Here is a 17,355-nt window from a genome sequence, read left to right as displayed (position 1 = left end):
AAAATAATAATCTATATTATTATACCACTTTTTTCGACTGATGTAAATATATTTCACGGATTTCAGAGGACATAAAAAAGCCGTCCCTTCGGACGGCTCTGCGTTACTTTCTTCTTGTACCGTTTTTTCTGTCGGTGCTGCGCTTGAGGTCGCACATACGCTCCTCGCTGGTCTGCTTGAAGCGTGACATCATATCCTCGAATGTCATTTCGGACTGAGGGATCTGCTTCTTGGGCTCCCACACAACGGGCTTGATACGCTGATTACCGCGGTCTCCGCTCTTGTCGCCCTTATCAAAGCTGCGATCGTTCCTGTCGCCGCCCCTGTCGCTCCTGTCACCGCCTCTGTCGCCGCCGCGGTCGGATCTGCCCTGACCCTTGTCGAAACGTCTGGGACGAGGCTGTGCATCGCCGTTCTCGGAGGCCTTCTTTATGGAAAGACTGATCTTTCCGGCCTCGTTGATGCCGATGACCTTTACCCTGACATCCTGCTCCTCTGTGAGGTGCTCGCGGATATCGCTGACATATGTATTGGCGATCTCGGAAATATGCACCATTCCGGTGCCTCCGCCCTCGATGTCGACGAAAGCTCCGTACTGCGTTATTCCCTTGACCTTGCCGTTGTAGATCTTACCTATTTCCAGCTGCATACTAATTTATAACTCCTTTTTATGATCCCGTCCCACGGAATCTATTAATCCCTTGTAGTGTCGTAGAACCTGCGCTCGTCGGGATAGGCATAGCCTCTCTCCTCAAGTGCGACCTTTTCCATGTAAGCGTTGAGGTCGTCACTGTCAAGGACACGCTGCAGCTCGGCATTTTCGGTCTCGTATGAATCTATTTTTGTCTGTATGAGCTCCATCTGCTCCTCTTTTTCGGCGCAGTCCCTGAGCGTGGTTGCGATAAGCACTCCGCAGCCCATTACTACGGCCAGAGCCGCAAGTCTAACAAGACCGCGGTTGAACAGACACTTTTTTCTCTGCTTTTCATGTCTCATTTTTTTCGACAACGCTTTTCACGTTCTTTCTCTTTTTATTTTCCATTTTATTATACAACAGATTCCGCCTGTTTAGCAATACTATTTTTATTTTTTTAAGTGGTTTAACTATAATTTGGATAAAACCCACAAATTTGAGCAGTAGTTTTTTACCAAGTAGTGTATAAATAGCTTTCACAGGGCGAAAAATCAGCTTCAGAACAGCTCCCAGAAGCGTCAGAAGTCTGCGGAGAGTGCCCATTACGACGCTGCCCACAAGAGCCATGTACAGTGCAAAGCCTATAAGGTTCCCCACAGCGTAGTACAGCCTTGTTTCACCTCCTGCAAAAACCGCCGAAAAGACGGAGAGGGTCACGGCGTAAATGCAGAAGAAAAGTATGTCCTCAAAAGCTGTAAGTATGCTGTTATGGGGAAATATCAGGCGGAATGCGCGAAAAACGTCGTATACCGCGCCAAGAGCGGCTCCCACAAGGCAGGATATGCCGAATAGACGCAGCTCCTCGCTTACCGTGAGGAAGTTTTCCGTTATGCTCATCTGAAGAGCCTGCCCAGTGCGGAAACGGGTCCCTTTCTGTCGCTGTCGCCGTAGATCATGGCCTGTATCTCGCCTGTTATGGTCATATCTCCGGTCTCGACGCTCATGGAGTCGATATGGAGCTCCCGCCCCTTGACGATGAGCTCTCCCAGCTGAGTATAGAGGCTTATCTCTCTCTCGTCGAAGCTGTCAACGTCGGTTATGCCCGATATAGTCATGCTTCTGCGGTTTTCGAGGATTATGTTCTGGTCCTTCTTTACGGTCTTGTCCTGCATGGTGCTACCTCCGAATTACTTGATACTGAAAGTATATTCGGAGGAGCTTCGCCGTATGCACGGATCAGGTCATCAGCCGCCCAGTCCCTCGCAGTACTTCCTGTAGATCTCATCATACTCCATGCCTTCGTATTCAAAGTCTGCGTTATCAGATGGAGGATAGGTGCCTACAGCGTGCGGTTTTTCGGGATCACACACGGCGACCTCAAATGCGCAGCCGCCATAGATCTTGATAAACCACTCATTTTCGGATTCGTAGTAATTCTTCATGAGCTTTTTGAACTGCTCCGCATCGAAGTCATCGGGCACATTCATGTCCCTGCTGCCGTCGGAGGATACGATAAACTTTTCATCGGTGACGGGAAGAAGACCTCTCTCGTCCATTTCAACAAGAGCAGTATTGGCAGCCTTGGATATGCTGCTTGCCTCGGTGTCAAGCCTTTTTTCTGCGCCTCTTGTATCTATGCCTTTGAAATCATTGGCGCTCACCTTCCACTCTCCGCCGTTTACGCGGTAAACTGTGGCATAGCCTTCGTTCTTCTCGCCAGTAGGCTCGTATTCAAGCTCGAATGTGAGGTAGTAGGCCTCTGTGAGATCGACCATGGATATAAGGTCGTCCTCGCAGAGATCAATCATCTGGTTTACCATTTCATCGCCGTCAACAGCGTCGATACCGCCGTTCTTGTCGATATAGTCCGCGCACCATGCTATCAGGGACAGATCCGACTTCAGATCGTATTCCTCCATTTCGTTGAGAGGCTCTGCCTTCAGTATGTCGCCGAGTATCAGGTCTCCTTCCTTTTTGCCGAGAAACAGCGACGACTGGGAGTCCTTTATCATTTCGTCCTCGGAAACACCGTCGTATTCCTCCTGGAGCGAAGACGTATTCAGTAAGGCCTTGAACACCTTATCCGTTCCCTCGGGCATGGTCAGCTTGAAGGTCTTTTTGTAATCCTCTGAGTTGTATGCGTCGATAAACTTCTTCATTACAGCCTCCAGCTCCTTTGTATCGGCAGCCTTCGGTGCGGTTGTCTCCTCCTCGGAGTCATCAGTGGTGACCTCGTCGGTGGTGATCTCGTCAGTCACCTGCTCTGTGACGGGCTCCGAAGCTTTGCTGTCCTTCTCGTCCTTAGTGCTATCTGAGCAGGCTGTCATACTGCAAAACGCAGCTGTAAGGGCGATGAACCCTGCGATGATCTTTTTCATTTTTTTATCTCCTTTTACTGATATAATATGTTCAGCCGTTTATTTCACGGCAGAATTTGTCATAAATCTCGTCATAGGTCATGCCGTCATACTGTGAACCGTCAGCTGTCACATCGGGATAGTGACCAGCAACAGCGGCATTTCCCGTATCGTATACAGCGGCAAATACTGTGCGGCCGTCCTTTATCTCCACAAACCATACTCTGTCCTCGCTTGCGGCATCGGGATAATACGATCCAAGCTTTTTACGGAACCTCTCCGGGTCGAAGTCCTCCGGCACGCCGAGATCCTTTGTCTCGTCCGAGCTGATGATGAGACCTGCCGATGTATCGCCGAGAACGCCCTCCTCGTCCATTTCCGCCAGCGACACCATTGCAGCTTTATAGAGATTCTCAGCTTCCTCGTTCATATCGGATTCTTCGGCTCTGATCCCGATCCCCTGAAGATACTGGGCATTGATCTTCCAGCCGCCCTTATATCCCAAAAGGTAAAACACACCTTCGTATGTCCCGCCTGTCTCATGATCTCCGAGTTCTACGGTGACAAAATATGCCTCGGTAATATTTGAAGGGCCTGAAATGTCATCTATATCGATATTGTTGAACGACTCATTGAGTTTTTCAGGATCAACTCCTTCAACTCCGCCGTTATCGGCTACATAATCGACCATCCATTCGTACATATCGAAAGAAAAGCTCAGGCTTGCCATTTCGGACTCGTTCACGGGCTCCGTCTTTTTTATGCCTTTGAAATCAATTTTATTGTCCTCCGCATCTTTATAAAAAACATCCTGATATCCCTTTATAAGCTCCTCGACCGACTGTCCCCTTGCGTCTTCCGTCCTGGCCACGACCTCCATAACGTCCATTATACCGTCAGGCATCTGCATCTCAAAGGTCTTTTTGTAATCCCTTGCATTGAATGCGTCAATGAATGCCCCGATGGTCTCCCCCATATCCGTACGGTCGTAATCTGCATCAGGTACTGTACCTTCGGTGGTCTGCTGCACGGAGGATTTTTTCGTGCCTTCCTTACTGTTTCCGGACTTATTGTCTGTACATGATGTCATGCTGCAAACCGCAGCTGTAAGGGCAATGAGTCCTGCAATGATCTTTTTCATTCTGTTTTCTCCTGTTGTGTAATTCATAATTTCTACTTGTAGTGACGGCCATTTGCCGTCAGCAGAATTCATGTTTATTATAAATGACTGTAACCGGCGGTACGCCGGGGGACGGCTTTCCCTGCACGGAAATACCAATCCATGCAATTACAGATTATGATTTATGGGTAATAGTAGTCCAGCAGCAGATCGACTACCATGGAATAGGCCTTTATGCCGTCATCTCTGCCGTTCATTTTTATATTTGTGTCTATTGCCGCCGTGGAGGCCTCGCTGACCGTCTCGGTGGATATTACCTCCTTGTCCGCGTTGTCCTCCCAGTAATTCTCGGGCATGAACCTGAACCAGTCGCGGAGCACTTCATCGGATATGGTGTCGGAGAGCGGATAGGCCTCCTCCACCTCGTTTTCCCAGACCGTGTTATGTACATACTCAAGAGCGTCCAGATAGCCTGCATAGCGGAATTCCACGTTATCGCTGCCCGTTGCCGCCACGAATGCCATGAAATTGGCCTCGTCCTCCTGAATAAAGCCCTTCAGGTGCGCCAGCTCGTGGCATACCGTTGCGGGAAGATTGGCCCGCACCATATCGTCGTTATAGTTGGCCTCTATGGTGTAGGGCAGGTATATGCCCGTCAGGTGGGACTGGCTCATAAAGTATGAGAACTGTATGGGCTTGGGGTCGGGATAAAATCCGCGGAGCTGAGGGTATTTCTCTCCTGCCTTCTTCATGGCCTTTTTTGCCTCTGCGTTTATGTCGCAGGTGACATCGAAGCAGCCGTTTTCGTCGCGGTGTACCTGCTTAGCCAGTTCATTGCACTCGTTTATCAGTATGCCGTAAAGCTCAGTCAGCTCCTCGTCGGTGTGCTGATGTGCGTCGGGGAAATACTTCTCGGAAACGGGGGTACACTGATACATGATAAAGCAGTTCATGGTCTCGGTGGTGACTATGTAGCACAGTATCCACAGCGCAAGAGTTCCTGCAAAGGCGGCCGTTGCGCGGCGCTTGCCCTTTCTGAATATGAGCAGGATAAGGAACAGCGGTATACCGATGATGACAAGCGCTACCGCCGCAACAGTCAGCATCTCGCCCAGCGAAAAGGGCAGAAGTCCCGTAACGGCTGAAACTGCCGTGGATATGCAGTGGAATATGTGAGTCACATAGAAGTCCGCAAAGGAACGGCTCAGCCGCGCTATGATATTCAGTATCACCATTGCACCTATAATGATGAGCGGTATGCTGTATCTCTTTTTCATGGATATCCCCTCCGCGGTCCGTATTACATACTATTATAACACAGTTGCAGGTTTTCTGCAACTGTCATTTCATGGCACGACAGGGCGGCTTGTTGTGCATCCGCACAAATTCAAACATTATACGGAAATGATATTTGTACAAGCATACAAAGATATGCTTTCCTGTGAGACTTTTCCCGTTTCCGCTTGTCTAAAAAGTGAAAAGAGGGAAGCTGAAAGGCTCCACTGTTCAATAGTTGCGACTTTTGTCGATATATTTATGCATTGTTGCCGAATTATAGGCAATTACGCAATTTTGTCACAAAACAGCACTATAATTATTCTATATTTTTAAACGCGAAAGGAAATGGTTAAAATGAAAAAGTTCACAAAAATAGCTGCATTTGCTCTTGCAGTCTGCATGAGTGCGGTATCAATGACAAGCTGCGGCGATGAAAAGGAAAGCAAAAATGGTAAAAAGTATGACGACAAGAAGGTAGAGCAGGCTTTAGACAACACTGACGAAAAGGAACTTGAAGAGGCTTTTGCAGATGCTGTCAAGGAGATTGACAAGGAAGAGACAACAGAAGCCGAGACCACAACAGAAGATGAGGCTTCCTATGAGCCTACAGAGGAAATACTGAATGCCGATTTCTCATCAGGACTTGTTCAGATAGGAAATGATGTTTTCAAGATCGGCGGATATTATACTGTTGATCAGTTCATCGAGGAATTCGGTGACAGGTATGATATGTCTGTAATAAATCCCGATGGCTTATTAGACCCCGGAAAAGAAGGCAAAGCAGAGCTTGTTTCTGTGACTGACCCGAATGTTATAGTTCATATAAACTATATGTCAAACAGCGAAGAAAAGTCAAGTGTTGGTGATGCTATAGTATACTTTATCTTTGCCGGTCTGGATACTAAGAGAGCTAATGCCTGCTGGTATCCGCAGGGAATCACATATCAGCCCGAAGATTTTACATATTCAAATTTGCCGGAGTTTCTGGAAAACTTAGGATATAAGCATATCAGCCTTGACGACGCAAACTTCTCATTATGTTTTGAGCCCGATGTTTTCTGGGATCAGCCGAAAGGTATGTTCAGTACTTCACATTACGAATTACGCACAAAGAGCAAGGAAAAGAACCTTTTTGGAAACTACAGCATATATACTTCATCTTTTGGGTATAATGATGAAGATGCAAAGGTCATAAGTTTTGATTTCACAGTTATGACCGGAGATACTTCGAGTTATCAGTAATTAATAAAGAGCCTGACACGAAAAATTGTCAGGCTCTTTTTATGTTATAATGCGCAATTCAGGCATTTGTTTTTTGCATAAAAAAGGGCGGATAGTATCCGCCCTTAAATATTCTGTGTACACGACAAATGGTCATATATACCTGGATCACACACTGATAAATGCCAATATGCCTTTGGCAGTCAGCATCACGCTGTTCAGCCTCTCAGCTCTGCGCCGATAGCACTGAGAGCCTTCAGTACGCGCTTCATTGCGCCGTCTGCCTGCTCGTCGGTGAGAGTGCCCTCGTGTGAACGCATGGAAATGGAGTAAGCTACGCTCTTCTTGCCGTTCTGCTTCATTTCGTCGCTTCGGTATACGTCAAAGAGGGATACCTTTTCAAGTATCTTTCCTACTGCGCCCTTGATAGCCTTTTCAAGCTCTGCAACAGGCATATCCTCGTCCACAAGGAGACTGAGGTCACGGGTGGTCGCAGGGAACTTGGGCAGGGGCTGATAGGTTATCTTGTCAGCGGCAGCTGCCATGAGCTCGGGGATATTCAGCTTTGCAACGTAGGTCTTGACGCCTATCTCATAGGTCTCCTGAACCTCGGGGTGAACCTCGCCCATGATACCCAGATGTGCGCCGTCCTTGATGATGACTGCGCTTCTGCCGGGGTGGAGAGCGTACTTCTCGTCGAATACCTCGCAGTCTCCTGCGCGTACATACTCAACGTCCTCTATCTTCAGCTCTGCAAGGAGCTGCTCTACCATGCCCTTGAGGGTGTAGAAATCAGCGTCGCCGCCGTACATACCGATAGTGAGTCTCTGGGGCTCATCGGGGAGAGAATAGCTGTACTTATGCTTCTGCATGCCGCTGTTTGCAAGGGTATCGCCGTTGATAAAGGGCTTCTCCTCCTGTGCGGGGAGGTACTCCTTTGCGATCTCAAAGAGGCAGGCCTTCTCGTTTCGGTTGTTGTAGTTGAAGGAGAGCACGTCCAGCATGGAGGGAATAGTAGATGTTCTCATAACGCTGGTGTCCTCGCCCAGAGGATTAACTATCTTTACTACCTTGCGGAGCTTACTGTCGGCAGGGAGCTTTATCTTATCGAAATACTTGGGCGATACGAATGAATAAGTAGCTATCTCGTAGCCGCCCAGAGCAACTGCTGCATTTCTCAGTGTGCGTGCGAACTTCTGCTCCTCTGTGAACTCTGCTCTTGCAACGCCGCGGAAGTCTGTTGAGGGAATGTTGTTGTAGCCGTAGATACGGGCGACCTCCTCTGCGATATCAGCCTTGCAGCCGATGTCTATACGGAAGGAAGGAGCTATCACCCTGCCGTTCTCCACCTTGAAGTCAAGGCGCTCAAGGTACTTTATCATGTCAGCCTCGGAGATATCCGTGCCGAGGAAATTGTTTATCCACTCTGCGCTGAAATCAACCGTAGCGGGAGTCTTGTCTGTGTAGTCGCAGTCGATGACCGTGTTAAGCACCTCGCCTGCGCCAAGCTCCTCAACGAGCTCGAAGGCACGCTTCAGGCAGGTCATGGAGATGAGTCTGTCAACGCCCTTCTCATAGCGTGATGAGGCGTCGGACTTCAGGCGGAGAGCCTTTGATGTACGTCTTACCTGTGTGGGCTCGAAGTATGCGGACTCGAATACCACTGTTGTGGTATCGTCCATGATGCCGCTGTACTCGCCGCCCATGATACCTGCAACGGCAACGGGCTTCTTCTCGTCAGCGATTACCAGCATATCCTCTGTGAGTTCGCGCTCAACGCCGTCGAGAGTCATTATCTTCTCGCCGTTCTTTGCGTTGCGGACATTGATATGAGCTCCCTCAACATAACGGAGGTCGAAAGCGTGCATGGGCTGGCCGTATTCCAGCATAACGTAGTTTGTGATATCAACGAAGTTGTTGATGGGACGAACGCCGCTTGCACGGAGCCTCTCCCTCATCCATCTGGGTGAGGGACCTATCTTTACGTTCTTAACGATACCTGCGCAGTAGCGCTGGCACTTCTCTGTGTTGTGGATATCCACCTTCAGCATGGAGTTGATATCGCCGTCAACGCCCTTGAATTCAGGAGCCTTCACCTTCAGCTCTGTGCCGTAGGTAGCGGCGGTCTCTCTTGCAAGGCCGATAACGCTGAGGCAGTCGGGACGGTTGGAGGTTATCTCGAACTCAACGGAAGTATCGTCAAGACCGATAGCTGTATGGATATCCTCGCCTATCTTGCAGTCCTCCTCGATGACGAAAACGCCATCGGGGTCTGCATAGGGGAAGTCGTGGGCTGTGAGGCCGAGAGTATCGAGTCCGCAGAACATACCGAAGCTTTCTACTCCGCGCATCTTGCACTTCTTTATCTTACCCTCGGGGAGCACTGCTCCGTCAAGAGCAACGGGCACCAGGTCGCCCTCCTTGACATTCTTTGCGTTTGTAACTATCTGTATGGGAGCCTCCGCGCCGATGTCCACCTGACAAACGAACAGGGCGTCAGCATTCTCGTGAGGTCCCTTTGAGAGTATCTTTCCAACTACCACATTGGAGATATTGCTTCCCTCTTTTTCATAGCATTCTACCTTTGAGCCGCTCATGGTGAGGGCATGGCAGAAATCCTTTATAGGCATATCGGCTTTAACATAATCGCCGAGCCATTTCATTGATAAATTCATATCATCGATTTCCTTTCGTATATTTTACTCCGTGACGCAGTATCAGCGTCCTCTGTAGCGCTCCTTTACTTCTGAAAGGAACTGCTCCATTTCGATGTGGAGACTGTCGCGCTCAAATTTATCGGACATTATCACATAGGCGTGATTGCCGTTTACATGGGTAAAGTCTATATTATAGTTGAAGCCTGCTGTTTTTCTCTGACCTGTGTAGTCCCTCATGGACATTATATCGTTGGTTCTCCACACAGCGCCGTTATTCATGAACAGCGTGTATTCCTCGTCGGCATAAATTCCGCCCTCGTATCTTATTGGGCAGCTGTTCTTCCATGCAGTGAGCTCGCTTTTATTTTTAAGTCCCAGCTTTTTGCACATGGAGGAGCTTCCTGTCACCAGCTTTACAGCATAGAATGCTGCAACGGCTGCGGTGAATATACATAATATGATGATAAATGCGGCAGGCTTTTCTATGTTTTCATTATGCCACATCATTTTTATCACACCGCCGACTGTCAGGAGGATCAATATGGAATACTGACCTATCTGCTTCTTGTCCATATCAGAACTGGCTGAGGAACCTCACGTCGTTCTCGTAGAGGAGACGGAGATCGTTGATGTCATAGCGTCCCATGACCATTCTCTCAAGTCCGAGACCGAAGGCAAAGCCGGAATACTCCTCGGGATCTATGCCGCAGTTCTCCAGCACCTTGGGGTGTACCATGCCTGCGCCGAGGAGCTCGATATAGCCCTCGTCCTTACACATGGAGCAGCCCTTTCCGCCGCAGTTGAAGCAGCTGATATCCACCTCGCAGCTGGGCTCGGTGAAGGGGAAGTGGTGGGGACGGAAACGGAGCTTGCAGTCGTTGCCGTAGAGCTTCTTCATAAGCATTTCCAGAGTGCCCTTCAGGTCGCTCATTGTGATACCCTTGTCAACAACAAGTCCCTCTATCTGGTGGAACAGAGGAGAATGTGTGGCGTCAACGGCGTCTGAACGGAATACTCGTCCGGGGGAGATGATACGGATAGGGGGCTTCTGGTTCTCCATAACGTGTACCTGTACCGACGAGGTCTGGGTACGGAGGAGAACAGACTCATCTGTGCCCTCGATATAGAATGTATCCTGTGTATCTCTTGCAGGGTGATCGGGAGGCAGATTAAGCGCCTCGAAAACATGGTAATCGTCGTCGATCTCGGGACCGTCGGCGATATTGAAGCCCATGCCTATGAATATCTCCCTGATCTCGTTCTCCACCTTTGTAAGGGGGTGGAGCTTTCCGAAGGGAGCCTGCTTTCCGGGGAGAGTGATGTCGATCTTCTCCTCCGCAAGCTTTGCAGCCTGTGCGTCCGCCTTCAGTGAAGCGAGCTTGCTGCCTATAGCTTCTTCGATATCGGCTCTTACCTTATTTGCAAGCTGGCCGATAACGGGTCTTTCTTCTGCCGAGAGCTTACCCATCTGCTTAAGGATAGCGGTGAGCTCGCCCTTCTTTCCGAGGAATCTGATCCTCAGATCGTCCAGCGCCTTGATCTCGGTACAGGAGGAGAGCTCCTGCTTTGCCAGCGCTTCGATCTTTTCAAGCTGTTCTTTCATTCTTTTCACCTCAAAATAGTGTAGGGGACGGCGTCCTCGACGTCCCGCCCGTATTATGTTTTTTGCCCTGGGGCAACGGGCTGTCGAGGACGCCAGCCCCTGCAAATGATTTATGTGTCGTGACTAAATAAAAAAGCCCTGTCCAACAGGACAAGACCTAAACCTTGCTTTTATACCACCCATTGTCAGGAGAGCCGACACTCTCTTGTCTTTAACGCAGACCTACGTCGTCAGCCTACAACGCTTTTTGCACAAGCGCTTCCGCTCCGCCCCTCGTGAGTGAACTTCGGAATGTATCATAACGGGACGCTTTCACCTTGCCGCCCCTCTCTGTAGGAAGTCCGCATTCTTACTCTCTCAGTCATCGGGTTATAAACATATTATATACGCAGATCTTAAAAAAATCAAGCCTTTTTTTGAAAAAAATCAACGGGCGGCACCACTGTGGTGAAATAACACTACAGAATTGAATTTTTTAGCGTGATTTGTTGCAATCTGACGAAAAATGTGGTATGATATAAGTACATTTAAATCAAAGAACGAAACGGAGATATTCTAATGGATAATTTTGCGGAACAGCTTGTAAAAAAGAACGAGACCTCAGCCGATAAGACCAGGCGCGTACTCATGATAATAGTGGGAGTCCTTTTCTCCATCGCTCTTGCAGCACTGGCTGTATTGCAGCTGAGGAACCCGCTGGTAGCCCTGCTGGGCTTTGCGCTGGCTATCGTCGCAGGCTACGGAACTTTCCACATAGTTCAGAACACAAAGGTGGAATACGAATACGCCTTTACCAACGGCGAGCTGGACGTGGATAAGATAATCGCCAAGAAAAAGCGCAAGGAAATGGTGTCCGCCAACATCAGGCAGCTCACCGCCTTCGGCAAGTACGAGGACGGCATGGAGGAGACCGAGGACCTGACTGTGATATTCGCTACCGACAATATCGCGGAGCATGAGTATTACGCTGATTTCAACGACGAGAACTACGGCAGCACAAGACTGGTATTCGCTCCCAACGAGCGTATGCTGGAGAATATACAGAAATTTCTGCCCGCAAGGCTGAGACACAAGTCATGATCCATCTTCGCTGAATCATGATCTGTAGATGTATTTTAAACCCGTAAGGAGGTATGTATATGAAGATAGTCACCCCAAAGCAGATGGGCAGACTGGAGGAGATCTCCGAAAGCCTCGGCGTCTCCAAAAGAAAGCTCATGGAAAATGCAGGCAGCAAGCTTGCGGAGCTTATCGACAGCTACTGCCGCAATGAAGCAAAGCTCCGCCCAGAGGACTGCTCCGTGGTATTCCTGGCAGGTACGGGAAACAACGGCGGCGACTGCTACGCCGCAGCCGATATCCTGCTGTACAAGGGCTACAGGCTGACCATTATCCACATAGGCGGTTTGCCGAAAACTCCCCTTGCACAGGAAATGCTCAGTATCCTCCCCCGTGACCGTATAACCTTCATCGAGGGCTTCCGCAGCGGAAACGTTGAAGCGGCCATTGAGGCTGCGGAGCTGGACTATATGACTATACAGCCCAGAAGCGCCGAGCCTCATGAGGACGAAAAAGAACTGAACCCGCTGGATAATCTGCTTCTTGCCGAAAAGAAGCGCATGGGTCTCATCAAGGGTGCGGTGGTCTCCGCTCAGGTGCTGGTGGACGGCGTGTTCGGCACAGGCTTCCACGGAGAGCTGGACAAGGACACCATGGGCATATTCGGTATAGGCTCCGGCGCATACCGCATTGCCGTTGATATCCCCAGCGGCGGCAACAGCTCCTCCGGCGCGGTCTCGGCAGGTACCTTCGAGGCCGACGAGACTATCACATTCGGCTATATCAAAACAGGTATGTCACAGTTTCCCCTGAAGAAATACTGCGGACATATTACCGTTGCGGATATAGGTATACCCCGTGAGGCCATAAAGAAGATGCACGACGATTTCGCCTGCAAGTACCACCGTATCGAACGCAACTTCCTCGCATTCTATCCTCCCAAGCGCGAAAGGGACGCCTATAAGGGCGATTTCGGCGAGGTGCTGGTCATCGCAGGAAGCTCCTCCATGCGGGGCGCCGCTGCTTTTGCAGCGCTGGGCGCTCTCCGCAGCGGCGCAGGTCTGGTCCGTGTAGCCTCTGTTGAGAAGTGCATAGACACGGTATCCGTGCTGGCTCCCGAGGCTACCTTCATAGAGCTGGACAGCGACGACTACGGCTATATGCTCTACGACAGCAGCCGTGAGCCCCTTGCAGAGGCTATGAAAAAAGCAGACACCATAGTAATAGGCTGCGGCATGGGAGTGACTCCCGATACCACGGAGCTTGTGAAATTCGTCACCGAAACTGCAAATTGTCCCGTTATCATCGACGCAGATGGAATAAACTGCATAGCCGGGGACATAGATATTTTAATGAAGAAGAAGTCGGATATCATCATTACTCCCCATATGGGCGAGATGGCACGGCTGCTCAGCTGCGATGTGCCCATGATAGCCGATAAAAGACTGGTTGTGGCCGAAAAGTTCGCCGCGCAGTACGGCATCACCGTTGTACTCAAGGGCGCAGGTACTATCGTCGCCTCTCACAATAACGTTGCCGTCAACCACACAGGCAACGCAGGCATGAGCGTCGGCGGCAGCGGCGACGTCCTTGCAGGTATGATAGGAGCTGCCATTGCTCAGGGCTGCGGTGTATTCGACGGCGCCTGCGCAGGAGTCTATATGCACGGCCTTGCAGGCGATACCGCCGCAAGAAAGCTGGGCATGGAGGCTATGCTGCCAAGGGATATCATATCCTGTCTGCCCGAGGCTTTCGCCATACTCAAGGAAAAAAAGAGCAATAAGACCGTATAACAGTATAAGGATGTAAAAATGTATTTTCATTACTATGATCGGAGCTGGTATCATGAAAAGGATCTTTACATCCGTAATCACTATGGCTGCTGCGGTATGCCTCACAGCCTGCGCTGTGACCCGCGGCGGCAGCACATCTTGCAGGAACAGGCTTGACGAGCCCTTTTCCGCGGCCGTCAGCATTACCATCGACCGCCTTGAAGCCGAGGGCAGCATGATGCGCTACGGCGAGGGCGTGTGGGAGATAGAATTCTCCGAGCCCAATACTCTCAGCGGCGTCAAGCTCGAATTCAGCGAGGGAAACGTTATGGCCTCATATAAGGGGCTGAGCTTTTCCGTGCCACAGTCGGCAGTGCCCGTAAAAGCCATGATGCTGAACTTCATGCAGGCTGTGGACGACAACGCAAAAAATGAGGAGCTCAGCGGCGAGGAAAAGGACGGCAGTATCAGTATCAGCGGCAAGCTGGACGGCGGCGACTACACCCTTACAGTGGACAAAGAGGGTCTCATCAGCGGCTTTGAGATGCCAAACAATAAACTGACCATGAAGTTCACCGAAGTCAAAACTGCGGAGATATCTGCGGAGCAGGGCTCAGACGCAGCCACTGCGGAAGCGGCCTCCGAAGCCGTCACCACCGAAGCAGCTGCACCAACCACACAGGAACAATAATGAAAAAAGCCCGGAAGATTGTGTGTGATACGCATAGAGAAATATTTGTGAGAATTTATCGGGGAAAACCCTTTTGAGATGTTTTTTCTCATGCTTCTTTCAAGGCTCCTGGTTTAATTTTTTCTATGACAGAGCCCCATAAAAAACTCGCCCCCTTGTATAATTACAAGGGGGCTCTGTTATAGAAAAAATCAGCTATAAAGTCTTTGGAAGGGGGCACGGGGGAGAACCTTTCCTCAGAAAGGTTTCCCCCGGTAAATCCCATACATACTTCTTTACGAGTACCGCATATAAGCTTCCGGGCTTTTTCATCAGAGCAGTGTTATGCCGTTTGCGGCACACTTCTCTATCATATCATCAGGCCATATGGAGGACTGTACCTCGCCGATATGCGCCTTTTCAAGCATGAACATACAGAGTCTGGACTGGCCGATACCGCCGCCGATAGTCAGGGGAAGCGTTCCGTCCGCTATCATCTGGTGGTACTTATACTGCATCCTGTCCTCTGCGCCGCACTCTGCAAGCTGCTTTTTCAGGGACTCCGCGTCAACACGGATACCCATTGAGGATATCTCCAGAGAATCGTCAAGCACCTCGTCCCAGAAGAGGATATCGCCGTTGAGGGACCAGTCGTCATAGTCGGGAGCTCTGCCGTCGTGCTTCTCACCGCTGGAGAGCTTGCCGCCTATACCCATAAGGAATACGGTCTTGTGCTCCCTGGTGATGAGGCGCTCGCGCTCGTGGCCTGTCTTGTCGGGATACATATCCTCAAGCTCCTGTGTGGTTATGAAGTAGGGCTCCTCGCAGATCTTTCCTGCTATCTGGGGATAGCGGAGGCTCACCTTGCGCTTGGTGTAGGCTATTGCCTTAACTACGGACTTCACCGTCTCCTTCAGGAACTGTATGTTCCTCTGCTCGGGAGTGATGACCTTCTCCCAGTCCCACTGGTCAACGAATATGGAATGGGTGTTGTCGGTATCGTCATCGCGGCGGATAGCGTTCATATCGGTATAAATGCCCTCACCTGCACTGTAGCCGTAGCGGTAGAGAGCCATACGCTTCCACTTTGCCAGAGACTGTACGACCTCTGCCTCGGCAGCTATTTCCTTTATGTCGAAATCCACCTTGCGCTCAACGCCGTTGAGGTCGTCGTTGATACCGCTGCCCTTCCTTACGATAAGGGGAGCGGATACTCTGTCCAGAGTAAGAGCGAATGAAAGAGCCTGCTGGAATACGTCCTTGATGTATTTGATTGCGTGCTGAGTCTCTCTCAGCGTCAGTGAGGACTTATAGCCCTCAGGGATATACAGCGATCTTGACATAGTAATCACTTTCCTTTTCTTGATATTCTAACAGAGAACAGCGCCATTGATGCTCCCTGTGCTGTACTGTTTTAAGCAGGTTACGCCGCTTTCGGCGTTACGGGATAAATTATCTGATAGAACCTACTGTTCTGGGGAACAGTATTACGTCGCGGATATTTGCCATGCCTGTTGTGTACATGATGAGTCTCTCGAAGCCCAGACCAAAGCCGCCGTGAGGAACTGTGCCGAACTTGCGGAGATCGAGGTAATCGCTGTAGAGATCGAGGTTCATGTTTCTCTTGTTCATTGCCTCTATGAGCTTGTCGTAGTCTGCCTCTCTCTCGCTGCCGCCGATTATCTCGCCGACACCGGGTACAAGGAGGTCAACGGCTGCAACTGTCTTGCCGTCGGGATTCAGCTTCATGTAGAAGGACTTTATCTCCTTGGGATAATCTGTTACGAATACAGCCTTCTTGAATACCTTCTCGGAGAGATATCTCTCGTGCTCGGTCTGGAGGTCGCAGCCCCACTCTACGGGGTATACGAAGTTCTCGCCCGAGTTCTTCAGCAGCTCGATAGCCTCTGTATAGGTAACTCTGCCGAAGTCGTGGGAGATGAGCTCCTCAAGTCTTGCCCTGAGTCCCTTCTCGAAGTGAGCGTCAAAGAATGCGATCTCGTCGGGACACTTGTCGAGGAGAGTGCGGATAACGTGCTTGAGCATATCCTCTGCGATCTCAATAACGTCGTCAAGCTCGGCAAAGGCTATCTCGGGCTCAACGTGCCAGAACTCTGCAAGGTGCTTGGGAGTGTTGGAGTTCTCGGCTCTGAATGAGGGGCCGAAGGTGTATATCTTGCCCATGGCAGTTGCCGCCATTTCGCCCTCAAGCTGTCCCGATACGGAAAGGCCTGCCTTTCTGCCGAAGAAGTCGGCGGCACAGTAGTCCTCCTCGCTCTTGTAATCGGTGCTGTAGCCGATGGTAGTTACCTGGAACATCTCGCCTGCGCCCTCACAGTCGCTGCCTGTGATAAGGGGAGTATTTACATATATATAGTTATTGCTCTGGAAGTATTCGTGTATTGCAGCTGCCAGTACGGAACGTACTCTCCATACTGCGTTGAAGGTATTCGTTCTGCCTCTGAGGTGAGGGATAGTGCGGAGGAATTCAAGGGTATGGCCCTTCTTCTGGAGGGGATAATCCGTGGGAGCGTCGCCCAGTACGGTAATACCGTCGGGAACGGCGTTTATCTCCATAGTGTCGTTCCTGCCCTCAACGACCGTACCTGTGACCTTCAGTGCCATGCCAACTCTGGGCTCCTTGTAGTCGCTGTCGCCCTTTTCGACTACTACCTGAACGTTTTTCAGCGATGTGCCGTCGTTGAGCTCAACGAAAGCCACGCTCTTGGAGTTGCGTGATGTGCGTACCCAGCCGCATACAGTTACCTGCTTGCCTGCATAGTCCTTTGAGGAGATTATCTCCTTTACGTCAATGTGCTTCATAAAAGATCTTCCTTTCAAAATATAAAGTGTTTCATGCAGGACGAGCTGAAATACAGAAAGCCCCGTCCTGAAACTACAGGACGGGGCATAATACCCGTGGTGCCACCTGAATTACCGCAAAAGCGATCACTTTTGAGCCGCTGTAACGTGCGGAATACGTC

General features: G+C 50.2%; 16 protein-coding genes. 4 read left to right on the top strand and 12 right to left on the bottom strand.

Features of this window, described 5'->3' with window-relative positions:
• Nucleotides 1–103 precede the first annotated feature (103 nt).
• The 7 genes from Q0Y65_RS12050 to Q0Y65_RS12020 form a co-directional block, all read right to left on the bottom strand.
• A complete protein-coding gene (locus Q0Y65_RS12050) occupies nucleotides 104–649 on the bottom strand; it encodes a S1 RNA-binding domain-containing protein (protein WP_297960110.1) in 546 nt (181 codons plus the stop codon).
• A gap of 44 nt (nucleotides 650–693) precedes the next feature.
• Complete coding sequence (locus Q0Y65_RS12045; RefSeq protein WP_297960108.1) at nucleotides 694–996, bottom strand: hypothetical protein; 303 nt, start codon at nucleotides 994–996, stop codon at nucleotides 694–696.
• Complete coding sequence (gene yabQ, locus Q0Y65_RS12040) at nucleotides 986–1,531, bottom strand: spore cortex biosynthesis protein YabQ (RefSeq protein ID WP_297960106.1); 546 nt, start codon at nucleotides 1,529–1,531, stop codon at nucleotides 986–988. Before yabQ ends, Q0Y65_RS12045 begins: the two co-directional genes overlap by 11 nt.
• Complete coding sequence (gene yabP, locus Q0Y65_RS12035) at nucleotides 1,528–1,806, bottom strand: sporulation protein YabP (protein ID WP_297960104.1); 279 nt, start codon at nucleotides 1,804–1,806, stop codon at nucleotides 1,528–1,530. The genes yabQ and yabP overlap by 4 nt, the downstream gene beginning before the upstream one ends.
• Nucleotides 1,807–1,878: 72 nt before the next feature.
• The gene (locus Q0Y65_RS12030) at nucleotides 1,879–3,012 is read right to left on the bottom strand and encodes a hypothetical protein (RefSeq protein ID WP_297960102.1); all 1,134 of its coding nucleotides are present in this window, start codon (nucleotides 3,010–3,012) and stop codon (nucleotides 1,879–1,881) included.
• 31 nt (nucleotides 3,013–3,043) lie between these two features.
• On the bottom strand, nucleotides 3,044–4,132 hold the full coding sequence (locus Q0Y65_RS12025) for a hypothetical protein (protein ID WP_297960100.1): 1,089 nt from the start codon (nucleotides 4,130–4,132) through the stop codon (nucleotides 3,044–3,046).
• Nucleotides 4,133–4,293: 161 nt separating this feature from the next.
• The gene (locus Q0Y65_RS12020; RefSeq protein WP_297960098.1) at nucleotides 4,294–5,388 is read right to left on the bottom strand and encodes a DUF3810 domain-containing protein; all 1,095 of its coding nucleotides are present in this window, start codon (nucleotides 5,386–5,388) and stop codon (nucleotides 4,294–4,296) included.
• A 355-nt stretch (nucleotides 5,389–5,743) separates the two neighbouring features.
• On the opposite strand from Q0Y65_RS12020, the gene Q0Y65_RS12015 reads away from it, so the two are divergent.
• On the top strand, nucleotides 5,744–6,631 hold the full coding sequence (locus Q0Y65_RS12015) for a hypothetical protein (protein ID WP_297960096.1): 888 nt from the start codon (nucleotides 5,744–5,746) through the stop codon (nucleotides 6,629–6,631).
• A 197-nt stretch (nucleotides 6,632–6,828) separates the two neighbouring features.
• On the opposite strand, the gene pheT is transcribed toward Q0Y65_RS12015, so the two are convergent.
• The 3 genes from pheT to pheS are packed head-to-tail and all read right to left on the bottom strand — an operon-like array spanning nucleotide 6,829 to nucleotide 10,870.
• Nucleotides 6,829–9,285, bottom strand: coding sequence for a phenylalanine--tRNA ligase subunit beta (gene pheT / locus Q0Y65_RS12010; protein WP_297960094.1), 2,457 nt, complete (start codon nucleotides 9,283–9,285; stop codon nucleotides 6,829–6,831).
• 42 nt (nucleotides 9,286–9,327) lie between these two features.
• Complete coding sequence (locus Q0Y65_RS12005) at nucleotides 9,328–9,840, bottom strand: hypothetical protein (protein WP_297960092.1); 513 nt, start codon at nucleotides 9,838–9,840, stop codon at nucleotides 9,328–9,330.
• Nucleotide 9,841: 1 nt separating this feature from the next.
• Entirely contained in the window at nucleotides 9,842–10,870 is a 1,029-nt protein-coding gene (pheS, locus tag Q0Y65_RS12000; protein WP_297960090.1) for a phenylalanine--tRNA ligase subunit alpha, read from the bottom strand.
• A 558-nt stretch (nucleotides 10,871–11,428) separates the two neighbouring features.
• Here pheS and Q0Y65_RS11995 point away from each other — a divergent pair.
• The 3 genes from Q0Y65_RS11995 to Q0Y65_RS11985 are packed head-to-tail and all read left to right on the top strand — an operon-like array spanning nucleotide 11,429 to nucleotide 14,392.
• On the top strand, nucleotides 11,429–11,950 hold the full coding sequence (locus Q0Y65_RS11995) for a hypothetical protein (RefSeq protein ID WP_297960089.1): 522 nt from the start codon (nucleotides 11,429–11,431) through the stop codon (nucleotides 11,948–11,950).
• A 59-nt stretch (nucleotides 11,951–12,009) separates the two neighbouring features.
• Nucleotides 12,010–13,722 (top strand): NAD(P)H-hydrate dehydratase, encoded by a 1,713-nt coding sequence (locus Q0Y65_RS11990; protein ID WP_297960087.1) that lies wholly within the window; start codon nucleotides 12,010–12,012, stop codon nucleotides 13,720–13,722.
• A gap of 52 nt (nucleotides 13,723–13,774) precedes the next feature.
• Entirely contained in the window at nucleotides 13,775–14,392 is a 618-nt protein-coding gene (locus Q0Y65_RS11985; RefSeq protein ID WP_297960085.1) for a hypothetical protein, read from the top strand.
• Between the two features lie 311 nt (nucleotides 14,393–14,703).
• Here Q0Y65_RS11985 and asnA read toward each other — a convergent pair whose 3' ends face one another.
• Entirely contained in the window at nucleotides 14,704–15,714 is a 1,011-nt protein-coding gene (asnA, locus tag Q0Y65_RS11980; protein ID WP_297960083.1) for an aspartate--ammonia ligase, read from the bottom strand.
• Between the two features lie 109 nt (nucleotides 15,715–15,823).
• Nucleotides 15,824–17,194 carry an asparagine--tRNA ligase gene (gene asnS, locus Q0Y65_RS11975; RefSeq protein WP_297960081.1) on the bottom strand — a complete coding sequence of 457 codons (1,371 nt, stop codon included), beginning with the start codon at nucleotides 17,192–17,194 and terminating at the stop codon, nucleotides 15,824–15,826.
• Nucleotides 17,195–17,355: the final 161 nt, after the last annotated feature.

Origin of the sequence: uncultured Ruminococcus sp. (assembly GCF_947301925.1) — a bacterium.
Classification (GTDB): Bacteria; Bacillota; Clostridia; order Oscillospirales; family Ruminococcaceae; genus Ruminococcus.
Note: the sequence above shows the minus strand (reverse complement) of the source record. Positions and strands in the feature narration are given on the sequence as shown.

What these genes read in the sequence shown, in the direction of transcription:
- asnS (WP_297960081.1), bottom strand. Translation starts at nt 17,194, where the DNA reads ATGAAGCACATTGACGTAAAGGAGATAATCTCCTCAAAGGACTATGCA.
- Q0Y65_RS12045 (WP_297960108.1), bottom strand. Translation starts at nt 996, where the DNA reads ATGAGACATGAAAAGCAGAGAAAAAAGTGTCTGTTCAACCGCGGTCTT.
- Q0Y65_RS12025 (WP_297960100.1), bottom strand. Translation starts at nt 4,132, where the DNA reads ATGAAAAAGATCATTGCAGGACTCATTGCCCTTACAGCTGCGGTTTGC.
- Q0Y65_RS12050 (WP_297960110.1), bottom strand. Translation starts at nt 649, where the DNA reads ATGCAGCTGGAAATAGGTAAGATCTACAACGGCAAGGTCAAGGGAATA.
- Q0Y65_RS11995 (WP_297960089.1), top strand. Translation starts at nt 11,429, where the DNA reads ATGGATAATTTTGCGGAACAGCTTGTAAAAAAGAACGAGACCTCAGCC.
- Q0Y65_RS12030 (WP_297960102.1), bottom strand. Translation starts at nt 3,012, where the DNA reads ATGAAAAAGATCATCGCAGGGTTCATCGCCCTTACAGCTGCGTTTTGC.
- Q0Y65_RS11985 (WP_297960085.1), top strand. Translation starts at nt 13,775, where the DNA reads ATGAAAAGGATCTTTACATCCGTAATCACTATGGCTGCTGCGGTATGC.
- yabP (WP_297960104.1), bottom strand. Translation starts at nt 1,806, where the DNA reads ATGCAGGACAAGACCGTAAAGAAGGACCAGAACATAATCCTCGAAAAC.
- yabQ (WP_297960106.1), bottom strand. Translation starts at nt 1,531, where the DNA reads ATGAGCATAACGGAAAACTTCCTCACGGTAAGCGAGGAGCTGCGTCTA.
- Q0Y65_RS12005 (WP_297960092.1), bottom strand. Translation starts at nt 9,840, where the DNA reads ATGGACAAGAAGCAGATAGGTCAGTATTCCATATTGATCCTCCTGACA.
- pheS (WP_297960090.1), bottom strand. Translation starts at nt 10,870, where the DNA reads ATGAAAGAACAGCTTGAAAAGATCGAAGCGCTGGCAAAGCAGGAGCTC.
- pheT (WP_297960094.1), bottom strand. Translation starts at nt 9,285, where the DNA reads ATGAATTTATCAATGAAATGGCTCGGCGATTATGTTAAAGCCGATATG.
- Q0Y65_RS12015 (WP_297960096.1), top strand. Translation starts at nt 5,744, where the DNA reads ATGAAAAAGTTCACAAAAATAGCTGCATTTGCTCTTGCAGTCTGCATG.
- asnA (WP_297960083.1), bottom strand. Translation starts at nt 15,714, where the DNA reads ATGTCAAGATCGCTGTATATCCCTGAGGGCTATAAGTCCTCACTGACG.
- Q0Y65_RS12020 (WP_297960098.1), bottom strand. Translation starts at nt 5,388, where the DNA reads ATGAAAAAGAGATACAGCATACCGCTCATCATTATAGGTGCAATGGTG.
- Q0Y65_RS11990 (WP_297960087.1), top strand. Translation starts at nt 12,010, where the DNA reads ATGAAGATAGTCACCCCAAAGCAGATGGGCAGACTGGAGGAGATCTCC.